The 20,254-nt window shown below is 62.7% G+C and carries 14 protein-coding genes and 2 pseudogenes; 12 read left to right on the plus strand and 4 right to left on the minus strand.

Features of this window, described 5'->3' with window-relative positions:
- Positions 1–31: 31 nt before the first annotated feature.
- Complete coding sequence (locus tag AB4N82_RS20615; protein WP_122752826.1) at positions 32–679, minus strand: pentapeptide repeat-containing protein; 648 nt, start codon at positions 677–679, stop codon at positions 32–34.
- A 1,001-nt stretch (positions 680–1,680) separates the two neighbouring features.
- Positions 1,681–3,574: pseudogene (gene exaA / locus AB4N82_RS20620) on the minus strand (quinoprotein ethanol dehydrogenase).
- 255 nt (positions 3,575–3,829) lie between these two features.
- Here exaA and pedF point away from each other — a divergent pair.
- The 12 genes and pseudogenes from pedF to AB4N82_RS20680 all read left to right on the plus strand — a co-directional run bounded on the left by pedF (position 3,830) and on the right by AB4N82_RS20680 (position 17,892).
- Positions 3,830–4,291: a cytochrome c-550 PedF gene (gene pedF / locus AB4N82_RS20625; protein ID WP_032889971.1), complete on the plus strand. Its 462-nt coding sequence runs from the start codon at positions 3,830–3,832 to the stop codon at positions 4,289–4,291.
- Positions 4,292–4,294: 3 nt separating this feature from the next.
- Positions 4,295–5,170 (plus strand): substrate-binding periplasmic protein, encoded by an 876-nt coding sequence (locus AB4N82_RS20630; RefSeq protein WP_032889969.1) that lies wholly within the window; start codon positions 4,295–4,297, stop codon positions 5,168–5,170.
- A gap of 9 nt (positions 5,171–5,179) precedes the next feature.
- Positions 5,180–5,929 (plus strand): quinoprotein dehydrogenase-associated SoxYZ-like carrier, encoded by a 750-nt coding sequence (locus AB4N82_RS20635; protein WP_092490238.1) that lies wholly within the window; start codon positions 5,180–5,182, stop codon positions 5,927–5,929.
- Between the two features lie 16 nt (positions 5,930–5,945).
- Complete coding sequence (locus AB4N82_RS20640; RefSeq protein WP_122765526.1) at positions 5,946–6,875, plus strand: quinoprotein relay system zinc metallohydrolase 1; 930 nt, start codon at positions 5,946–5,948, stop codon at positions 6,873–6,875.
- A gap of 107 nt (positions 6,876–6,982) precedes the next feature.
- A complete protein-coding gene (locus AB4N82_RS20645) occupies positions 6,983–8,758 on the plus strand; it encodes a PQQ-dependent methanol/ethanol family dehydrogenase (RefSeq protein WP_032889964.1) in 1,776 nt (591 codons plus the stop codon).
- 122 nt (positions 8,759–8,880) lie between these two features.
- Positions 8,881–10,401: an acetaldehyde dehydrogenase ExaC gene (gene exaC / locus AB4N82_RS20650; RefSeq protein ID WP_032889961.1), complete on the plus strand. Its 1,521-nt coding sequence runs from the start codon at positions 8,881–8,883 to the stop codon at positions 10,399–10,401.
- A 240-nt stretch (positions 10,402–10,641) separates the two neighbouring features.
- Complete coding sequence (gene pqqA, locus AB4N82_RS20655; RefSeq protein WP_010209364.1) at positions 10,642–10,713, plus strand: pyrroloquinoline quinone precursor peptide PqqA; 72 nt, start codon at positions 10,642–10,644, stop codon at positions 10,711–10,713.
- 127 nt (positions 10,714–10,840) lie between these two features.
- Positions 10,841–12,004, plus strand: a complete 1,164-nt coding sequence (gene ercA, locus AB4N82_RS20660) for an alcohol dehydrogenase-like regulatory protein ErcA (protein ID WP_032889958.1) — start codon at positions 10,841–10,843, stop codon at positions 12,002–12,004.
- Positions 11,988–13,358, plus strand: coding sequence for an ATP-binding response regulator (locus AB4N82_RS20665; RefSeq protein ID WP_032889957.1), 1,371 nt, complete (start codon positions 11,988–11,990; stop codon positions 13,356–13,358). Before ercA ends, AB4N82_RS20665 begins: the two co-directional genes overlap by 17 nt.
- A gap of 79 nt (positions 13,359–13,437) precedes the next feature.
- A complete protein-coding gene (locus tag AB4N82_RS20670; RefSeq protein ID WP_032889954.1) occupies positions 13,438–14,916 on the plus strand; it encodes a DASS family sodium-coupled anion symporter in 1,479 nt (492 codons plus the stop codon).
- 186 nt (positions 14,917–15,102) lie between these two features.
- The gene (locus tag AB4N82_RS20675) at positions 15,103–16,749 is read left to right on the plus strand and encodes an MFS transporter (RefSeq protein ID WP_032889953.1); all 1,647 of its coding nucleotides are present in this window, start codon (positions 15,103–15,105) and stop codon (positions 16,747–16,749) included.
- Positions 16,746–17,892: pseudogene (locus tag AB4N82_RS20680) on the plus strand (HlyD family secretion protein). The gene AB4N82_RS20675 and the pseudogene AB4N82_RS20680 overlap by 4 nt, the downstream one beginning before the upstream one ends.
- Before the next feature lie 190 nt (positions 17,893–18,082).
- On the opposite strand, the gene AB4N82_RS20685 reads toward AB4N82_RS20680, so the two are convergent.
- Complete coding sequence (locus AB4N82_RS20685) at positions 18,083–18,973, minus strand: aldose 1-epimerase (protein ID WP_095184369.1); 891 nt, start codon at positions 18,971–18,973, stop codon at positions 18,083–18,085.
- Positions 18,973–20,253 carry a TRAP transporter large permease gene (locus AB4N82_RS20690; RefSeq protein ID WP_032889946.1) on the minus strand — a complete coding sequence of 427 codons (1,281 nt, stop codon included), beginning with the start codon at positions 20,251–20,253 and terminating at the stop codon, positions 18,973–18,975. The genes AB4N82_RS20685 and AB4N82_RS20690 overlap by 1 nt, the downstream gene beginning before the upstream one ends.
- Position 20,254 lies beyond the last annotated feature (1 nt).

A 20,254-nucleotide genomic window follows, 5' to 3' on the forward strand; every position in this document is an offset into this window, starting at 1 on the left:
GTGCACAAACCCACATTTTAAGGGCGTCGTTTCAGCGGTCCCAGGTCGTTGGGCAATCCTGGCAGCCCTCCATATTGGCATCCTGAAAATTCCCATAATGTTGCCGCGCACCGGTCAGCGTGGCGTTTTCAAGGTTGCTCTCGCCGAACTTCGCTTCCTGCAGATTGGCGTCGCTGAGGTCAGCACCTTGCAAGTCGGCCTTGCTCAGCCAGGTCATCTCCAGGTCGGCCGCACGCAGGTTGGCCTTGTGCATTTTGGCCCCTGACAGCCGTGCAAATTGCAGGTAGGCCGCACTGAGGTTGGCGTTTTCGAACTGCGCGCCTTGGGCGAACAGGCCCCAACCCTGGATCGCCATCAGCGTGGCACCGCTAAAGTCCGCCAAGCGCAGGTTGCTTTGTTGCAGGCTGGCGCGGGTCAGGTTGGCGCCTTGCAGCTGGGCCTTTTCCAGGTTGGCCAGGTCGAGGTTGGCATGGCGCAGATCTGCATCGCGCAGGTCGGCACCGGCCAGGTTCATTTTGCTCAGGTTCTGATTTCGAAGGTTGGCGCCCTTGAGGTTGGCGCCGGGGCATTGGCTGTGTTCGGCGATGGTGCAGCCGTTGACGATCAACGGGGCGTCGTCGCCATCGTCGGCGTGGGCCAGGGGTAGGGATAACAGGAGTAGCAAGGGCAGGTAGTTCATTGCGAGACCTCTGGAGATCCTGTGGTGAGCGGGATTGTTGTGGTGAGCGGGCTTGTCCCGCGCTGGGCTGCGAAGCGGCCCTGGCATTCCTCCAGCACCTGCGTGCGCTCAGGTTCTACGACTGCTGCGCAGCCGAGCGCGGGGCAAGCCCGCTCACCACAAAAAAGCGCGGCCCGGCATTTTCTGACGGGTTACTTCTGGGCGTCGTCGCCATCGTCGGCGTGTGCCAGGGGTAAGGGATAACAGGAGTAACAAGGGCAGGTAGTTCATTGCGAGACCTCTGGAGATACTGTGGTGAGCGGGATTGTTGTGGTGAGCGGGCTTGCCCCGCGCTGGGCTGCGAAGCGGCCCTGGCATTCCTCCAGCACCTGCGTGCGCTCAGGTTCTACGACTGCTGCGCAGCCGAGCGCGGGGCAAGCCCGCTCACCACAGAAAAACGCGGCCCCGGCATTTTCTGATGGGTTACTTCTGGGCGTCGTCGCCATCGTCGGCGTGGGCCGGGGTAAGGGATAACAGGAGTAACAAGGGCAGGTAGTTCATTGCGAGACCTCTGGAGATCCTGTGGTGAGCGGAATTGTTGTGGTGAGCGGGCTTGCCCCGCGCTGGGCTGCGAAGCGGCCCTGGCATTCCTCCAGCACCTGCGTGCGCTCAGGTTCTACGACTGCTGCGCAGCCGAGCGCGGGGCAAGCCCGCTCACCACAAAAAAGCGCGGCCCGGCATTTTCTGATGGGTTACTTCTGGGCGTCGTCGCCATCGTTGGCGTGGGCCAGGGGTAAGGGATAACAGCAGTAACAAGGGCAGGTAGTTCATTGCGAGACCTCTGGAGATCCTGTGGTGAGTGGGCTTGTTGTGGTGAGCGGGCTTGCCCCGCGCTGGGCTGCGAAGCGGCCCTGGCATTCCTCCAGCACCTGCGTGCGCTCAGGTTCTACGACTGCTGCGCAGCCGAGCGCGGGGCAAGCCCGCTCACCACAGAAAAACGCGGCCCGGCATTTTCTGATGGGTTACTTCTGGGCCGTTTTGTTATCCCAGCTCGGAATCTTGAACACCCAGAAAGACCCGCCTTGCGCCACCGGTTTGGTCAGCTCGGCCATGTCGCCGCCCCACAACGGCACCGCGCCGCCGTAGCCGACCGTCACGCCGATGTACTGTTCGCCATCCTGTTCCCAGGTGATCGGCGGCGAGACGATGCCGCTGCCGGTCTGGAACTTCCACAGCTCCTTGCCGGTTTTGGCGTCGAAGGCCTTGAAGAAACCGTCGCCGGTGCCGGTAAACACCAGGTTGCCCTTGGTTGCCAACACGCCGGCCCACAGTGGCAAGGCTTCCTTGTGCTCCCACACCACCTTGCCGGTAGTCGGGTTCATCGCGCGCAGGGTGCCGACGTGGTCGTCATACATGCGCTTGATGCGGAAACCCATGCCCAGGTAGGCCGAGCCCTTCTTGTAGTTGACCTCTTCGGTCCAGTATTCCTCTTTCCACTGGTTGCCCGGAATGTAGAACAGGCCGGTGTCCTGGCTGTAGGCCATGGGGTTCCAGTTCTTGCCCCCCAGGAACGGCGGCGAGACTTCCACCGGCTTGCCTTTGGTTTCACCCGGCAATGGCTTGGCCGGACGCTGGCCTTCGTTCTCCACCGGGCGCCCGGTCTTCAGGTCGATATGGCTGGCCCAAGTGATGTTGTCGACAAACGGGAAGGCGTTCTGCAGCTTGCCGTTGTTGCGGTCCACCACGTAGAAGAAGCCGTTGCGGTCGGCGTGGCCGGTGGCCTTGACCACTTTGCCGTCCTTGTCCTTGTAGTCGAACAGCACCAGCTCGTTGTTGCCGGAGAAGTCCCAGGCATCGTTCGGGGTGTGCTGGTAGAACCATTTCACTTCGCCGGTGCTCGGGTCGACGCCAACCTGGCCCGAGGTGTAGAGGCTGTCGAAGTCGTGGGGGTTGCCGTCCTTGGCGGTGCGCGCCCAGGTGTTCCAAGGAGCCAGGGTTGCCGGCGCCGACGATGATCGTGTTGGTCTCGGCATCGAAGCTTGCGCTCTGCCAAGGCGCGCCGCCACCGTGGCTCCAGGCCTCGACCTTGCCGGTTTCGGTGGTGGGGTCATCCGGCCACGAAGGGGCCTTGACGTCGCCGGTGGTGGTGCTGTCCTTGCCGTTGAGGCGGCCCATATGGCCTTCCACGAACGGGCGCATCCACACTTCTTCACCGGTGTCGGGGTCGCGGGCAAACAGCTGGCCGACCACGCCGAATTCATCGCCGGAGCTGCCGTGGATCAGCAGCACCTTGCCGCTGACCTTGTCTTTGATCAGCACCGGGGCGCCGGTCATGGTGTAGCCGGCGGCGTGGTCGCCGAATTTCTTGTTCCACACCACTTTGCCGGTGTTTTTGTCGAGGGCGATCAGGCGCGCGTCGAGGGTGCCGAAGTAGATCTTGTCGCCGAAGATCGCCGCGCCGCGGTTGACCACGTCACAGCACGGGCGAATGTTGTCGGGCAGGCGGTGGTTGTAGGTCCACAGGCGCTTGCCGGTCTTTGCATCCAGGGCGAACACGCGGGAGTAGGAACCGGTGACGTACACCACGCCGTCGCTGACGATGGCCTGGGACTCCTGGCCGCGCTGTTTCTCGTCGCCAAAGGAATAGGACCAGGCCGGGGTGAGTTTGAACACGTTCTTGTCGTTGACCTGGGCCAGTGGGCTCCAGCGCTGGGCGTTGGTGCCCATGCCGTATTGCAGCACGTCCTTGGTGGTCAGGTGGTCGTTGGCAATGTCTTCCCAGGTGACGTTGCGTGTCGATTTGGCAGGCTCGGCGGCTGCGAAGGTTGCAGCACTGAGGGACAGGCTGCCCACCAGCATAAAGGCTTGCACGGCAAGGCTTAAAGGTGAGCGGGCGGGTAGCGATCTTATTGTCATGGTTGCAGTTCCCAGTGGAGGTTTTGGCCTGCACAGGGTGGAACGCCGGGGCGCCGGGCGGATACGGAAAAAGTCCCGCTGTGGCCGGGAAGACTTCCCGGACCGCCGCTGTTTTAGGTGTGCCCCACAAGCCCTACTACCAAGGGAGGAGAGGGCGGCCACCAAAGCAGCATACGGCCCATGCCCCGGGGTTTCTAAGATGGTTGCCATAGCCTCTGCAATGAGGTTTTGCGTGCAATCCTGAGGGCAAAAATAATGACAACAAAACACAATGCCTGGCTCGTGGCTGGCCTGTTGGTGGGTGTATTCGGCGCCGGCTCTGTTTGGGCCCATGGCAACGTGGTCCCACAAGCAGTGGAAACCAAGGGCCTGACCTCGATCAAGGACGCCGGCGTGCCGGTCAACGAAGACGGCTGGGCGGCGGTCAATCCGTACCGCACCTCGCCTGAACACGATCGGGCCGTGGAAATCGGCTCGTCCGCCTACAACCAGAACTGCGCCGCCTGCCACGGCCTGGAAGCCAAGTCCGGTGGTATCGCCCCCGACCTGCGCATGCTCGATGTGGGCGAAGCCGGTGATGAGTGGTTCGTCGAGCGTGTGCGCCATGGCGCGGTGCGTGACGGCCGTGTGTACATGCCCAAAATGGCCGACTACCTGAGCCAGGAAGCCTTGTGGGCGGTGCGCACCTACCTGGACAGCGTGCACGTCGAGGAGTAAGCCATGCGCCTGTTCGCTTATGTGCTTGGCCTGGCCCTGCTGTGTTGCCAGCCGGCACAGGCGCAGGTGCGCAGCTATGACCAGATGATCGCTGACGGCGAAATCAAGGTGGCGGTGTACAAGGACTTCGCCCCCTACAGTTTCGAAGACGGCGCCAACGCGCGGGGGGTCGATGTGGAACTGGCCCAGGCCCTGGCCACGGCGCTTGGGGTAAAGCTCAAGTTGATCTGGGCGCCGGCCGGCGAGAAGCTCGATGACGACCTGCGCGACTACATCTGGCGCGGCAGCCAGTTGCATAACCAGCAACTGGCCGACCTGATGATGCGCGCGCCCTACGATCGCGATTACGCACAAAAGCGCAACGACCAGGGCGAACTGGAAAACGGCCATGTGGTGATGTTCGGGCCGTACCAGAACGAACAATGGCAGGTGGCCTATGACCGTCGGCGCCTGGACACGGTCGCCAGCGTGGCGGTGTTCGAGCAGCACCCGATTGGCGTCGAAGTCGACAGCGTGCCGTCGTTCTACCTCACCTCGGTGTTCAACGGCATGCTTGCCGCCAAGACCCATCACTACCCCGACGTCCCCCAGGCCTTTGCGGCGATGAAAGCCGGTGAGGTCGATGCGGTGATGGCGATGCGCGGCGAAGTCGATTGGCAGGTGCATGAAGCCCACGACCCGCAACTGGCCCTCGCCGAAAACGCCTACCCGAACATGGGCAAGCAACGCTGGGAGATCGGCATGGCGGTGCACGAGAGCAATCGCCAGCTGGCCTACGCGGTGGAAGAGGCGCTGGAAGGCCTGATCCGCGACGGCGCGGTGCAAGCCATCTATGCCCGTTACGGCCTGCAGTACGAAGTCCCCGAGATGTATCAATAGGAGCAGGCGATGAACTGGCGACTGAGCTGCATCTTGGCGTGTTGGCTGCCGCTGGCGGCTCACGCCGTGGAGGTCGACCCGGTGCCGTCGGTGATGTGGGCGTTCTATCACAAGCAGTTCCTGGCCGAGGCGCCGTTCGTGTTCGACGACCGGGTCAAGCTGCTGGCGCCGCCGTTCGCCGAAGATGCGCGCCAGGTGCCGCTGGAAATCGACGCCCGCGCCTTCAACGGCCATGTGGTGAAAATCCTCGCCTGGGCCGAGCTCAACCCATTGCCGAAAATCGTCGACTTCCAGCCCAAGGCCGGCGTGCTGCCGTGGCTGTCGCTGCGGATTCGTATCGAACAGGCCACGCCGTTGCGTGCAGCGGTGCTCACCGATGACGGGCTGTGGCATGTGGGCTCGACCCTGATCGACGCGGCCGGCGGCGGCTGCACCGCGCCCAGCGTGGTACGCACCCAGCCGGGTTGGGAAGAGCACATCGGCGAAGTGCTCGGCGGCCGTTACCCGCGTGGTGAGTTCAGCCGCGTGCGTGTGCAGGTTGCGCACCCGATGGACAACGGCATGGTCAGCGGCATCCCCGAGTTTTTTATCAACCATGCGCAACTGCGCGGCCAGGACGGCCAAGTGCTGGCTGATCTTGAGCTGTTCCCGGCGGTTAGCGAGAACCCCAACCTGGCCTTCGACATCGACGCGCCGGGGCCCACCCGACTGGTGCTGCGTGACAACAGCGGCAATGAGTTCGACGCGGCCATCCCCTGACCAGAAGGAGCGCGGCATGCGCTGGATTCTATTGTTGTGCCTGGGCCTGAGCTTGCCCGCCCTGGCAGATCTCGACTACGCCCTCAAGCCCCGGCTGATCGCCGACGACACCTGGCTACTCGAAGGCAGCACTGACAATTTTGCCAAGGCCAATGGCGGCAATATCGTCAACACCGCCTTCATCGTCACCGAGGCCGGCGTGGTGGTGATCGACACCGGGCCCTCGCGGCGCTACGGCGAAGCGATGCGCGAGGCCATCGCCCGCGTCACCCCCAAGCCGGTGATCCAGGTGCTGATTACCCACCATCACCCTGACCATGCGCTGGGCAACCAGGCCTTCAAGGACGTGCCCATCGGCGCCCTGGCCGAGACCACGCGGCTGCTGCATGAGCAGGGCGACGGCATGGCGGAAAACCTCTACCGCATGGTCGGCGACTGGATGCGCGGCACCGAGGTGGTGTTGCCCACCCAGGTGCTGGAACCCGGTGTGCTGAGCGTCGGCGGCCACGACTTGCGCCTGCTCGCGCTCACCGGCCACACCGGCGCCGACCTGGCGATCTTCGACCAGAGCACCGGCGTGCTGTTCGCCGGCGACCTGGTGTTTTACCAACGCGCGCTCACCACCCCCAACAGCCCGGGGCTGGCGGTGTGGCTGGCCGACCTCGGCACCCTGCAAGCCTTGCCCTGGACCCTGATCGTGCCCGGCCATGGCCCGGTGGCCAGCGACGCGCAACCCTTCACGCAAATGCGCGACTACCTGACCTGGCTCGATCAACTGCTGCGTGACGGCGCTGCCAAGGGCAACGACATGGCCGAGATGATCCGCAGCCCCATCCCCGAACGCTTCGCCGCGATCAGCTTGAGCCGCTATGAACTGATCCGCAGCGTCAGCCACCTGTACCCGCGTTACGAGCGCGAGCAGATGCAACCGCTACTAAGGAACTAGCAAACTCGATACTGCGGTCAATTGTGACAATGGCCCCTGCGCCCAAGAATCTGCACCAGACCGGGAAAATTTCCCGGGTATAACAAAAAACCGCAGAGGTAGCCGTCATGACCCAACCCGCACGTCGCCAACCCTTCGCCTTGAGTGTGTTGCTCGGTGCCATCCTGTTATCCGGCCAGGCCATGGCCTCGGTCACCGATGAGGACATCCTCCAGGACCCGAAAAACCCCGGGCAGATCGTCACCAACGGCCTGGGCGTGCAGGGCCAGCGCTACAGCCCCCTCGACACCCTGAACGTCGACAACGTCAAGGAACTACGCCCGGTCTGGGCGTTTTCCTTTGGCGGCGAAAAGCAGCGTGGGCAACAGGCGCAGCCGATGATCAAGGACGGGGTGATGTACCTCACCGGTTCCTACTCGCGGGTGTTCGCGGTGGATGCGCGCACCGGCAAGAAGCTCTGGCAGTACGATGCGCGTCTGCCCGATGACATCCGCCCGTGCTGTGACGTGATCAACCGTGGCGTGGCGCTGTACGGCGACCTGGTATTCTTCGGCACCCTCGACGCCAAGCTGGTGGCGCTGAACAAAGACACCGGCAAAGTGGTGTGGAGCAAGCAGGTCGCCGATCACAAGGAAGGCTACTCGATCAGCGCCGCGCCCCTGGTGGTCAACGGCAAGCTGATCACCGGCGTGGCCGGTGGCGAATTCGGCGTGGTGGGCAAGATCCAGGCCTATGACCCGAAAAACGGCGAGCTGCTGTGGAGCCGCCCGACGGTCGAAGGCCATATGGGTTATGTCTACAAAGACGGCAAGGCTGTGGAAAACGGCATCTCCGGCGGCGAGGCGGGCAAGACCTGGCCGGGGGATTTGTGGAAAACCGGCGGCGCGGCACCGTGGCTGGGCGGCTACTACGACCCGGAAACCAACTTGCTGCTGTTCGGCACCGGCAACCCGGCGCCGTGGAACTCGCACCTGCGCCCTGGCGACAACCTTTACTCGTCCTCGCGCCTGGCGCTGAACCCGGACGACGGCACCATCAAGTGGCACTTCCAGAGCACGCCCCACGACGGTTGGGACTATGACGGCGTCAACGAGCTGGTCTCCTTCAACTACACCGAAGGTGGCAAGGAAATCAAAGCGGCGGCCACCGCCGACCGCAACGGCTTCTTCTACGTGCTCGATCGCACCAACGGCAAGTTCATCCGTGGCTTCCCGTTTGTCGACAAGATCACCTGGGCCACGGGTCTGGATAAGGACGGTCGTCCGATCTACAACGAAGCCAGCCGCCCAGGTGCGCCGGGCAGCGAAACCAAGGGCACTTCGGTGTTTGTCGCACCGGCGTTCCTCGGTGCGAAGAACTGGATGCCGATGGCCTACAACCGTGACACCGGGCTGTTCTACGTGCCGTCCAACGAGTGGGGCATGGACATCTGGAACGAAGGTATCGCCTACAAGAAAGGCGCGGCGTTCCTCGGCGCGGGCTTCACTATCAAGCCGTTGAACGAAGACTACATCGGCGTACTGCGCGCCATCGATCCTAAGACGGGTAAGGAAGTCTGGCGCCACAAGAACTTCGCGCCGCTGTGGGGCGGGGTGCTGACCACCAAGGGCAACCTGGTGTTCACCGGTACGCCGGAAGGTTTCCTGCAAGCATTCAACGCCAAGACTGGCGAGAAGGTCTGGGAATTCCAGACCGGCTCCGGCGTGCTCGGTTCGCCTGTGACCTGGGAAATGGACGGCGAACAGTACGTCTCGGTGCTCTCCGGCTGGGGCGGCGCGGTGCCGTTGTGGGGCGGTGAGGTGGCCAAGCGCATCAAGGACTTCAACCAGGGCGGCATGCTCTGGACCTTCAAGCTGCCCAAAGAGCTGGTCGCCAAACACTGAATCTACGACCAAATGACAAGTGCCCCCCTGCCAACGGCGCATTCGCCCGGCAACGGGGGGCTCTTTACTATCGGGTCATCGCCTGTTGACCGACAGGCCCGGACCCAGACAGAGGCTTTAACATGATCTACGCACAACCTGGCACCCCTGGCGCTATCGTCAGCTTCAAGCAGCGCTACGGTAATTACATCGGCGGAGAGTTCGTCGCCCCGCTGAGCGGTGAGTATTTCACCAACACCTCGCCGGTGACCGGTGAAGCGATCGCCGAATTCCCGCGCTCCAACGCTGCCGATATCGACAAAGCCCTCGACGCCGCCCATGCCGCCGCTGACGCCTGGGGCAAGACGTCGCCCCAGGATCGCTCCCTGGTGCTGCTGAAAATCGCCGACCGTATCGAGCAGAATCTCGAAGTACTGGCCGTGACCGAAAGCTGGGACAACGGCAAGGCCGTGCGCGAAACCCTCAACGCTGACGTGCCCCTGGCCGCCGACCACTTCCGCTACTTCGCCGGCTGCATCCGCGCCCAGGAAGGCGGCGCCGCCGAGATCAACGAACACACCGCGGCCTACCACTTCCATGAGCCATTGGGCGTGGTCGGGCAGATCATTCCGTGGAACTTCCCGCTGCTGATGGCCGCCTGGAAACTCGCCCCGGCCCTCGCTGCCGGTAACTGCATCGTGCTCAAGCCGGCCGAGCAGACGCCGCTGTCGATCATGGTGTTTGCCGAGCTGATCAATGACCTGCTGCCACCGGGCGTGCTGAATATCGTGCAGGGCTTTGGCCGCGAAGCCGGGGAGGCACTGGCCACCAGCAAGCGCATCGCCAAGATTGCCTTTACCGGCTCGACCCCAATCGGTGCGCACATCATGCACGCGGCCGCCGAGAACCTCATTCCGTCTACCGTGGAACTGGGCGGCAAGTCGCCGAACATCTTCTTCGAAGACATCATGCAGGCCGAGCCGCAATTCATCGAAAAAGCCGCCGAAGGCCTGGTGCTGGCGTTCTTCAACCAGGGCGAAGTGTGCACCTGCCCGTCGCGGGCGCTGGTGCAGGAGTCGATCTACGACGACTTCATGAAAGTGGTGATGAAGAAGATCGTCAAGATCAAGCGCGGCAACCCGTTGGATACCGAGACCATGGTCGGCGCCCAGGCGTCCGAGCAGCAATACGACAAGATCCTCTCCTACCTCAAGATCGCCCAGGAGGAGGGCGCCGAGCTGCTCACCGGCGGCGCCGCCGAGCGCCTGGAAGGCGACCTGTCCAGCGGTTATTACATCCAGCCGACCCTGCTCAAGGGCCACAACAAGATGCGCGTGTTCCAGGAAGAAATCTTCGGCCCGGTGGTGGGTATCACCACCTTCAAGGACGAAGCCGAAGCCCTGGCCATTGCCAACGACAGCGAATTCGGCCTCGGCGCCGGGCTGTGGACCCGCGACATCAACCGCGCCTACCGCATGGGCCGGGCGATCAAAGCTGGCCGCGTGTGGACCAACTGTTATCACCTGTACCCGGCGCATGCGGCGTTTGGCGGCTACAAAAAGTCGGGCGTGGGGCGTGAGAACCACAAGATGATGCTCGATCACTACCAGCAGACCAAGAATTTGCTGGTGAGCTACGACATCAATCCATTGGGTTTCTTCTAACCCTCGGATTGCAACGCGGTCCCCTGTGGGAGGGGGCTTGCTCCCGATGGCGGTGGGTCAGTCAACAGTGATGTGGCTGACACATTGCTATCGGGAGCAAGCCCCCTCCCACATTTTGATCGGCGTACACCCGCTACCAATGCGGGTGCCAGCTTGTTCGAAAGTAGCATTCGCACCCCCATCCCCCCATGCATTAATGCTTCTACCGGAATCTTCCGGCACAACAAGAGGACTCTCCCCATGTGGACCAAACCCGCCTTCACCGACCTGCGTATCGGCTTCGAAGTGACCATGTACTTCGCCAGCCGTTGATCCATCTCCGGCCAGCCTCGCGCTGGCCGGTGCCGTATTGGGAATGACCCTTTGGTCTGATTGCATTCGCCTGCGAATGGGTTAGTGTGAAGCGCATCTCCCAAAAATAATAAGAACAGGCTTTCCAATGAGCCCCAATCTGAGCCTCCTGCGTAAATTCGTCTCGCCTGAAATCATCTTCGGTGCCGGCTGCCGGCACAACGTCGGTAACTATGCCAAGACCTTTGGTGCGCGCAAGGTGCTGGTCGTCAGCGACCCCGGTGTGATCGCTGCCGGTTGGGTGGCGGATGTGGAAGCCAGCCTGCAAGCCATCGGTATCGACTACTGCCTGTACAGCGCTGTGTCGCCCAACCCGCGCGTCGAAGAAGTAATGCTCGGCGCCGAGGTGTATCGGGAAAACCATTGCGACGTGATCGTGGCCATCGGCGGCGGCAGTCCGATGGATTGCGGCAAGGCCATCGGCATTGTGGTCGCCCATGGGCGTAGCATTCTTGAGTTCGAGGGCGTGGACACCATTCGTGTGCCCAGCCCGCCGTTGATACTGATCCCCACCACCGCCGGTACGTCGGCGGATGTCTCGCAGTTCGTGATCATTTCCAATCAGCAGGAGCGCATGAAGTTCTCCATCGTCAGCAAGGCGGTGGTGCCGGATGTGTCGCTGATCGACCCGGAAACCACGGCGAGCATGGACCCGTTCCTGTCCGCCTGTACCGGCATCGACGCGCTGGTGCATGCCATCGAGGCGTTCGTGTCCACCGGCCACGGCCCACTGACCGACCCCCATGCGCTGGAAGCCATGCGCCTGATCAACGGCAACCTGGTGCAGATGATCGCCAACCCCACGGACATTGCCCTGCGCGAGAAAATCATGCTCGGCAGCATGCAGGCGGGCCTGGCGTTTTCCAACGCGATCCTCGGCGCCGTGCATGCCATGTCCCACAGCCTCGGCGGCTTTCTCGATTTGCCCCACGGTTTGTGCAACGCGGTGCTGGTGGAGCATGTGGTGGCGTTCAACTACAACTCGGCGCCGGAGCGCTTCAAGGTGATTGCCGAGACCTTTGGCATTGACTGCCGTGGCCTCAACCATCGACAGATCTGCGGACGATTGGTCGACCACCTGATCGCGCTCAAGCATGCCATTGGCTTCCACGAAACCCTGGGTCTGCATGGGGTGCGCGTGGCGGATATTCCGTTTCTGTCCGAGCATGCGATGGACGACCCCTGCATCCTCACCAACCCTCGTGAGTCCAGCCAGCGTGACGTCGAGGTTGTTTATGGCGAAGCGCTCTGACGACCAGCAACAAGCACTGGCCGGGCTGCTGGGCCTGGGCAATCACTCGGCACGCAAGAGTCACTACCCGGAACTCACCGCGCGCCTCGACGAGCTGGAGGCGGAGCGCAACCGCTATATCCGTCTCAACGATGAGCTGGAGCAGCGCGTGGCCGCGCGCACCGACGAACTGTTAGAAGCCAACCGCAACCTGCAACAGCAGATCGCCCAGCGTGAGCAGGTCGAGCAGGAATTGCGCGATGCGCGCGACGCCGCGGAGGCTGCCAACCGCAGCAAGGACAAATACCTCGCCGCCGCGAGCCATGACCTGCTGCAACCGCTGAACGCGGCGCGGCTGCTGATCTCCACCCTGCGTGAACGCAACTTGCCCAGCGTCGAGCAGGTACTGGTGGAACGTACTCACCAGGCGCTGGAAGGCGCGGAAGATTTACTCACCGATTTGCTGGATATTTCGCGGCTCGACCAGGCGGCGGTCAAACCCGACGTGGCGCTGTATCGTCTGGATGAGCTGTTTGCGCCGCTGGTCTCGGAGTTCCAGTCGGTGGCGCTGGCGGCCGGGCTGAACCTGCGTGCGCGTACCGGTCATTATGCGATTCGCACCGACTTGCGCCTGGTGACGCGGATTCTGCGCAACTTCCTCAGCAACGCCTGCCGCTACACCGACGAGGGCTGCATCCTGCTCGGCGCGCGCCGCCGTGGCGACCGCCTGCGCCTGGAGGTGTGGGACACCGGGCGCGGCATCGCGGCCGACCGGCTCGACGCGATCTTCCTCGAATTCAACCAGCTCGACGTCGGCCGCGCCTCGGACCGCAAAGGCGTGGGGCTGGGCCTGGCGATTGTCGAGCGTATCGCCGAGATCCTCGGCTACCCAGTGGCGGTCCGTTCGTGGCCGGGGCGTGGCTCGATGTTCAGCATCGAGGTGCCCATCAGCGAAGAGATGCCCCTGGCGATCAGCCAACTGCCGGTGCTGCCGACCACGGGCAACCCGCTGCCGGGGCGGCGTTTGCTGGTGATCGATAACGAGGTGAGCATCCTCGAAAGCATGCGCGCGCTGCTGGTGCAGTGGGGCTGTGAGGTGGTCACCGCCACCGACCAGGCCGGCGCGTTACTGGCGTTGCAGGGCAGGGCGCCGGAGTTGATCCTCGCCGATTACCATCTCGACCACGGCGTGGTGGGCGCTGCGGTGGTCAAGCATCTGCGCGAGCATTTCGCGCAAAAGATCCCGGCCGTGATCATCACCGCCGACCGCACCGACCAGTGCCGTCGCGTGCTGCGCCGCCTGGACGCGCCGTTGTTGAACAAACCGCTCAAGCCCGGCAAGTTGCGGGCGGTATTGAGCCAGTTATTGACCTAGGGTCTTGATACCCGTCAACACCCGTTGCGGCGCTTTGCCCCATGCTGCCTGCCTGATTTAGAGCACGACGGAGCCCGCCATGAACGCCCCCGCAACAACCGCAGCATCCTTCAAGTTGCCCCTGGGCCTGGTGATCGGCGTACTGGCGATGGTCGGCGTGCTGCTGTTGCCGCTGCCCGCCGATCTGCCGGTGGCCGGGCAGCGCATGCTGGCGATCCTCGCGTTTGCCGTGGTGGTGTGGATCACCGAGGCGGTGTCTTATGAGGCCAGCGCGATCATGATCACCTCGCTCATGGCATTTTTGCTCGGCACGGCGCCGTCGCTGCAAGACCCCGCCCACCTGATCGGCTCCAGCCCGGCCATCAGCATGGCGCTCACCGGCTTTTCCAACCCGGCACTGGCATTGGTGGCGGGCGCGTTGTTCATTGCGGCGGCCATGACCCACACCGGCCTCGACCGGCGCATCGCCCTCGTGACCCTGACCCGCGTCGGCACCAGCACCCGCGGCATTCTGCTGGGGGCGATTGCGGTGACCATCCTGCTCAGCCTTGTGGTGCCCAGTGCCACCGCGCGCAGCGCCTGTGTGGTGCCGATCATGATGGGCGTGGTTGCCGCGTTTGGCGTGGACAAGCGCTCCAATATTGCCGCCGGCCTGATGATCGTGGTGGCCCAGGGCACCAGCATCTGGAACGTCGGCATCCAGACCGCCGCCGCGCAAAACCTGCTGACTGTGGGCTTTATGGACAAGATGCTCGGCCAGCGCGTGTCGTGGATCGACTGGCTGATCGCCGGCGCGCCGTGGGCGGTGATCATGTCGGCGGTGTTGCTGTTCCTGGTGATCAAGCTGCTGCCGCCGGAAACCGACAGCATTCCCGGTGGTAAAGAGGCCGTGGCCCAGTCCCTGGTGGACATCGGCCCGATGACCGGCCCGCAGAAGCGCTTGCTCACCGTGTCGGTGCTGTTGCTGTTGGCGTGGGCGACGGAAGGGCGCCTGCACCCTTTCGACACCACCTCGACCACCTACGCCGGGTTGGTCTTCCTGCTGTTGCCGGGGATCGGTGTGATGACCTGGAAGGATGTGCAGTCGCGTATTCCGTGGGGCACGGTGATTGTATTCGGCGTGGGCATCAGCCTCGGCACCGCGTTGCTGACCACCCAGGCCGGGCAGTGGCTGGGCTCCCAGGTGGTGGCGCATACCGGGTTGGATCAGGTCGGGCCGTTGGGGGTGTTTGCGATTTTGGGAGCGTTTTTGATTGTGATCCACCTGGGCTTTGCCAGCGCCACGGCGCTGACCTCGGCGCTGTTGCCGATCCTGATTGCGGTGTTGCAGACCTTGCCCGGGGAGTTCAACCGGTTGGGGATGACCATGCTGCTGGGGTTTGTGATGAGCTACGGGTTTATCCTGCCGATTAATGCGCCGCAGAATATGGTGTGCCTGGGGACTGGGACGTTTACGGCGCGGCAGTTCGCCAAGGTGGGGATCCTGGTGACGGTGATCGGGTATGGGCTGATGTTGGTGTTTGCGGCGACTTACTGGAGTTGGTTGGGTTGGATCTGATCGGGAAGGCGGTTCTGGATGGGCATGCTATCCAATGTGGGAGAGAGCAAGCCCCCTCCGACTTTTGACCGTACCCGCTCCAGGCATCAATTCCATGCCCAAGATGGCAAGATGAACCCCGCTCAGGTTTACTACTCTGAGTAATGGTTTTACCGACCTCACCCGTCGGGTCATCTAGGTCATCGAATGGATAAATACACCCCCCACACCTGGGAACCCCACGAGCGCCCGAGCCTGCCCGGTTCGCCGTCGACGCCGTGGCACCCTACGCACAAGCGTTGGCTGTATGCGCTGGTCGGTGTGCTGGTCGCGATCACTGGCGGCCTGGGAAATGCCCTGGTCATCGCCAACCTGCAATACCTGCAAGGCGCCCTCGGCGCGACCACAGCGGAAATGGCCTGGCTGCCCGCCGCCTATGTGATGACCAACGTGTGCATGAACCTGCTGCTGGTGAAGTTCCGCCAGCAGTTCGGCCTGCGCGTGTTCACCGAGGTGTTCCTGGTGCTGTACGCGCTGGTGACCTTCGGCCACTTGTTCGTTAACGATCTCAGTTCGGCCATCGCGGTACGGGCGGCCCACGGGATGGTGGGCGCGGCCCTGAGTTCGTTGGGCTTGTACTACATGATCCAGGCGTTCCCCGCCAAGTGGCGACTCAAAGCCCTGGTGCTGGGGTTGGGCACGGCGCAGTTGGCGTTGCCGCTGGCGCGGTTGTTCTCCGAAGATTTGCTGCAAATCGCCGAGTGGCGCGGTTTGTACCTGTTTGAATTGGGGATGGCGCTGATCTGCCTGGGGTGTGTGTTCTTGCTCAAGTTGCCGCCGGGTGACCGCTTCAAGACCTTTGAGAAACTCGACTTCCTGACCTTCGGCATCCTCGCCACCGGCGTGGCGTTGCTCTGTGCGGTGCTGTCCCTGGGGCGCATCGACTGGTGGCTGGAGGCCCCGTGGATCGGTATCGCGTCAGCCTGTTCCCTGGTGTTGATCATGGCCGGCCTGGCCATTGAGCATAACCGCGCCAACCCGATGTTGATGACCCGTTGGCTGGGCAGCGGCACCATGATTCGCCTGGCACTGGCGGTGATCCTGATTCGCATGGTGCTGTCGGAGCAGTCCACCGGTGCGGTCGGGTTCATGCAGATGTTGAACATGAGCTACCAGCAGATGCATACGCTGTACGTGGTGATGCTGGCCGGTGCGATCAGCGGGCTGGCGGTCAGTGCGCTGACGATTAACCCGGCTCACCTGCTGATGCCGCTGGTGATCTCCCTGGCGCTGATGGCCACGGGCTCGGTGATGGACAGTTTCTCCAGCAACCTGACCCGGCCCGAAAACCTGTATATCAGCCAGTTCCTGTTGGGCTTTGGCGGCACTTTTTTCCTGGGACCGACCATGGTGTTGGGCACCAAGAACGTGCTGACGAACCCGCGCAATCTGGTGAGTTTTTCGGTGATGTTCGGCATTTGCCAGAACCTCGGCGGCCTGATTGGAGCCGCGTTGCTGGGAACGTTCCAGGTCGTGCGGGAGAAGTTTCATTCCAGCATGATCGTCGAACACTTGACCTTGCTCGACCCGCGTGTGGCCGCGCGGGTGAGCAGCGGTGGCTCGGCCTATGGCGGTGTCATTGCCGACCCCGAGCTGCGCAACCTGATGGGTATCCGCAGCTTGGCCACGGCGGCCACCCGTGAAGCGAATGTCATGGCTTACAACGATGTGTTCATGCTGATTGCGATCATTGCGATCCTGACCATGCTCTGGATATTTATTCGCAGTCTGTGGCTGATGAGCACCACCCAAGCAGCAGCCCCTCCCGTTCAACCCAGCGGCGCACCTTCATGACCGAACCCTCGACAACCACCACCACCGCCATTGCATCCACCCCGGAAGGCACCATGCCGCCCGGCGCCACGGTCACCGAGCCGCGCTCATTGCGCGTACGCATTCTTTCGTCCATGGGCTTCGCCGCGATTGCCATCGTCGGGGTACTGATCGTGCTGTATGCCTGGCAACTGCCGCCGTTCAGCAGCGCGGTGGAAACCACTGAAAACGCCCTGGTACGTGGCCAAGTGACGATTATTGGCCCGCAGCTCAGCGGCTATGTGTTCGAGGTGCCAGTGCAGGACTTCCAGTACGTCAAGGCCGGTGACTTGTTGGTGCGCCTTGATGACCGCATCTACAAGCAGCGCCTGGACCAAGCCTTGGCGCAACTGGCGGTGCAGAAGGCCTCGCTGGCCAATGTGGTGCAGCAGCGCAACAGCGCCGAAGCGACCATCAAGTTACGCCAGGCTGCGCTGGTAGACAGCCAGGCACAGGCGCGTAAAAGCACTGCGGATTTGCGTCGTAACGAGGAGCTGATCAGCGACGGTTCGGTGTCCAAGCGCGAGCTGGACGTGACCCGTGCTGCCAATGCGCAGACGGTCGCCGCCGTCGCCCAAGCCCAGGCCAGCCTGGAAATCGCGCGGCAGGATTTGCAGACGGTGATCGTCAATCGCGGCTCCCTGGAAGCGGCGGTGGCGAGTGCCGATGCGGCGGTGGAATTGGCGCGGATCGATCTGTCCAACACCCGCATCACCGCACCCCGCGACGGTCAACTGGGGCAGATTGGCGTGCGCCTCGGTGCCTACGTCAACTTCTGGCGCGCAGCTGATGGCACTGGTGCCGAAGCAGCTGTGGGTGATTGCCAATATGAAAGAAACCCAAATGGACAATGTGCAGGTCGGCCAGCCGGTGACCTTTACCGTGGATGCGCTGAACCACCGCAAGTTTCATGGCACGGTGCAGCATATTTCGCCGGCCACCGGCTCGGAGTTCAGCCTGTTGCAGGCGGACAACGCGACGGGCAACTTTGTGAAGATTGCCCAGCGCGTGCCGGTAAGGATTACGGTGGACCCGGATCAGGCTGAGAGCGAACGGTTGCGGCCGGGGTTGTCGGTTGTCGTGAGTATCGATACGGCTGGGCGTCTGAAAAACTCTCCACCCTGACATCACTGACAAAACCTAAATCAAAACTGTGGGAGGGGCTTGCCCCTGATAGCTATAGGTATTTTCACAACTTTATAGCAGTCAACGGTAATCACGATGCGAAGCGAGCCGCCGTAAGGGCGGAACCCATAGCGGCCGTTGGCTGAATAATGGATATGTACTCGGTCTGTTCCAGCATCCTGTTCGGCTGTCAGGCCGCCATCGGAGGCAATCCCCCTCCCACATTTTGAATGTATTTCAGGGTGAAGTTGAGTTGGACCGACTGATTGTGTTCCAGCAGTTTCAGGCCCGGCCGTCCCGCCAGGTGATGAGCATTCACCGGATGACTCACCGGCTCGATGCAAAAGAACCCCAGCCCCGGCGGGCAGTACAGCAGGAAGTAATCGGCCCCGCTGGCCTGGCATTCCAGCGCATAGCCCAGGTCCGGCTGTTCGATCCGGCAATACCCGTCCCACTGGCAAAAACCGTTGTCCACCAAGCCTTGGGGCAGGGCATTCATTTCCTGGAAATCCCACTCGTCCGGCACCGGTGCCAAGCCGGTCGGCAGCTTGGACGCGTCACTCATCCACACCTGCGCGGCCTTGGCCTGCAACCGAGTACCCGGCCGACGCGGAAAGTACGGATGCAAGCCCACGCCATGCCACGCCGCTGTTTCGGCCAGATGGGTCACGCGCAGTTCGATACGCAAGGCCCCATCGCTCAAGTGAATCCGCTGCTCGGCGCGATAGGCAAAAGGCGTCTCGCAGACCACCTCCAGCACCACTTCATCTGCCGACTGGCTGACCACCTGCCACGCTTGTTGCCAGGCCGAACCGTGAATCGGCAGCGGATCGGTCAGGCTGTTAGGCGTGAGCACCAGCCAACCGTCGGGGTTATCGAAACCGCCGTGGGCAATGCGGTTGGACCAGGGCACCAACGGATAGCACCCCAGCTTGCCCGGCAAACCGGTATGGATCGCCTGCTCATCGTTATGGCGCAGCAACGGCTGCCCGGTGGCGCGCACCGTCCAGTTGACGATGCTGCCGCCCACGGCCGGATTCAAGGTGAGGTGGGTCAGGTTGTCTTCAAGTTCAATCAGCATTACAGCACCACGCTCGGCAGCCACAGCGACAATGCTGGAATGTACGTCACTGCTATCAGCACCAGGAACAGCACGGCATAAAACGGCACCAGCGCCTTTACAGTTTTCTCTATGGTGGTTTTGCCCACCGCTGCGCCGACAAACAGCACTGCGCCCACCGGCGGGGTGATCAGGCCGATGCCGAGGTTCACCAGCATGATCATGCCGAAGTGCACCGGGTCGACGCCGATACCCAACACCACCGGCAACAGGATCGGCGTGAGGATCAGGATCAGCGGCGCCATGTCCATCACCGTGCCGAGCAACAGCAGCATGGCGTTGATGCACATCAGGATCACGTAGCGGTTGTCCGACAGCGTCAGGAACAGCGTGGTGATCTTCGCCGGGATCTGCATCAGGGTCATGATGTAGCCGAAGCTGGCGGCGAAGGCGATCAGGATCATCACGATGGAAATCGTGCGCACCGTGCGGTGCATCAGCTTGGGCAGCTCGCGCCACTTGTAGTCGCGGTAGATGAACATGGTCACGAAGAACGCCCACAGCACCGCAATCGCGGCAGACTCGGTGGCAGTGAAGATGCCCGAGAGGATGCCGCCGAGGATGATCACCATAGCCATCAGGCCCCAGAGCGCATCGGCGGCAATCTTCAGCGCTTGCTTAAGGGGGATGACTTCGCCTTTGGGGTAGTTGCGTTTCTTCGCGAAGATCAGGCACAGCACCATCAGGCACGCGCTCATCAGCAGGCCCGGCACCACGCCGGCCATGAACAGCGAAGCGATGGACACTGTGCCGCCAGCCGCCAGGGAGTAGAGCACCGAGTTGTGGCTGGGTGGCGTGAGCAAGGCCTGCACCGAGCCGCTGACGGTCACCGCCGTGGCAAATTCCCGTGGATAGCCACGGCGCTCCATTTCTGGAATCAGCACCGAGCCCACCGAAGCGGTGTCCGCCACCGACGAGCCGGAGATCGCGCCGAAAAACGTCGAGGCCATGATGTTCACCAGGGACAGCCCGCCGCGCACAAAGCCCACCAGCACCCCGGCAAACGCCACCAGCCGCCGCGACATGCCGCCCTCGGCCATGATCGCCCCAGCCAGCACAAAGAACGGTATCGCCATCAGCGAAAACTTGTTCACCCCGCCAGCCACCTGAATCATCAGGGCCTGGAACGGGATGTCGATCCACCACGCGCCGATCAGCGCCGACAGCCCCAGGGCATAGGCCACTGGCATGCCGATCAGGATCAGGGCGATAAAGCTGCCCAGCAGAATCAATGCGTCCATA

The sequence above is a fragment of the Pseudomonas sp. H1_D04 genome, from assembly GCF_054683855.1.